At 40.3% G+C, this 2,007-nt stretch carries 1 protein-coding gene; it reads left to right on the top strand.

Annotated features, from left to right (window positions below; all coding sequences use genetic code 11):
* Nucleotides 1–2,007: hypothetical protein (locus CH362_RS19285; protein ID WP_165780299.1), on the top strand; the 2,007-nt coding region annotated here is incomplete at both ends.

Below are 2,007 nucleotides of genomic sequence, written 5' to 3' on the forward strand. Positions count from 1 at the left end.
GATGCAGGTAAGAAGGGTTCTGATCTAGCGTTCTTGGATAATTCAAAGAAGGCATCTGAAACGATCTCTCTTAAGAAAGCAAATGAGCTCAATGATCCGAAGAATAAAAAGTATGAAACTGTCAAAGTGGATGGTTTGGCATATGATAGGGTTGTTAAAGATAATGTTGTTACTTTTGAAAGAAAAGGTCTTAATGGTGAACGTGAAATTATTAGTGTTAAGAAAATCGGTTCTGAAGCACTTCTTGAGAGACAAGTAATTGCCGGAGATCAAGTAGTTTCTACTGAATTGTTGCGACCTAACGGTAAGGATCGAGTTACTCCTGCTGAGAGATTAGAAATAGCGGACGCGACTAAATCTGCATTAGATCTGAATAAAATATATAACACCGGAAAAGAATCTGAACGTCTTCCTTCCGGCTTGCCAGGTGCTGATAGCATTTCATTACAGAATGGCGATGAATCTAATCGTAAATACGATTCGATCCGTGTTGGTAAAGAAGTTTACTATATAGGTAAAGATGGCGAAGGGCAAGTCGTATACAACAGAACGAATGAGCATGGGGTTAAAGAAAGTATTCGAGTTGCGGCGGATGGCTTTTTAGAGAAAACTATCACTCGTCCTGATGGAAAGATAGAAAAGGAAATACTTAACTTTGATGGGAAGAAGCTAACTCCTGAAGCTAGATTGCGTATCGCTGACGAGAATCCGAATGCATCTAAGTTAGAAGATTTAGCTAGTCGTCCGATCGGGAAGAAAAGTACGGAAAGGCAACGTTTCGATCTCTTTCCTGTAGCTGAGATTGGTCAACTGCGCTATGGAGGCGCTGAAAGGAAATACGATGCCATTAAGATTGACAGTAAGACTTATTATGCAACGAGAGATCCTGAATCAGGTATATTTGTTTATGAGCGTACTGGCTTGGATGGCCGCAAAGAACAAATTAGCGTAACAGCAGAAGGCTTGATTGCCAAGACACGACATGTGGAAGCCAATTTCTTTGGGTTTGGAGAGAAAGATATAGTTGAGCATTTCAAAATCTCTAAAGATGGGTCAGGTAAATTAGAATTTATTAGTGAAAGCCAAAAAGCAGAGATCGCTGAAAATCTAAGATTAACAGCCAAATATGGTAATTCAGATCCCAAAACTGGGCTTTACAAAGAAAATAAATTTAACTTTGGCAATCTAGATGAAGGAACTGTAAATAGCGTTCTTGGAAGGCCAGAGCAATCGGGTACCGGTATTCTTAACAGTATGTGGAATGGGGCTGTAAATCTTATTCGAGGTGGTGGTATTATGGAGTCACTTAGAACTACTACTTTGAGTGATATGCAGAGTAACTTGCCGGCTTCAGTTCGAACTAGTGAAAGTGGGACCCAATCTAAAGAAGATTTTATTAAAAATTCCCCTTATAATAATCCTGAGCGGTATAAGGCAACTGTAGAAAGAGCATTTGAAATGAATTCTGCTCGTAGAATTGAAGAAAATCCGAATTTATCGAGAGCTGAAAAGGATCAGCAGAGAAATGAGTTATACGATCGAATGGTGGATAGTAAGTATGCAACTCAGCATGGAGCGAACGAAGGCTTGAAACTTCAAGTTGCCGCAACAGTAGAGTATATGCGTGATAAATTTGGAAGAAATGGATCAAGTTTCGAATTTGATCCAAAAGTCTGGGGAAATGACGCAAAGGCTCGGGCTCGCTTTGAGCAGGTTAAAGCTTTAGTTTTCGGAAATAAACCGGCAGCAGAAATTGGAAATTCATTTGGTAGCCCGATATGTAAAATGTACGCCGGATATGTTCAGGGGGTAATGAATGGAGCTTACGAAGGAAGTTTCGCGCAATACATGGTGGACAGATTTAAAACCGGAGATGTAGATTTTACCAGCTCGAGTTATGGGAAATACGATAAATATGGTGCTTGGCTCCCAAGCGGTCCAGCTCCTGTATATGATATGGGCGGCGAAAATCCAGGATCCCATGAAAGAGGAGTTTATCCATCGTAT

Source organism: Leptospira saintgironsiae, assembly GCF_002811765.1.
Taxonomy (GTDB): domain Bacteria; phylum Spirochaetota; class Leptospiria; order Leptospirales; family Leptospiraceae; genus Leptospira_B; species Leptospira_B saintgironsiae.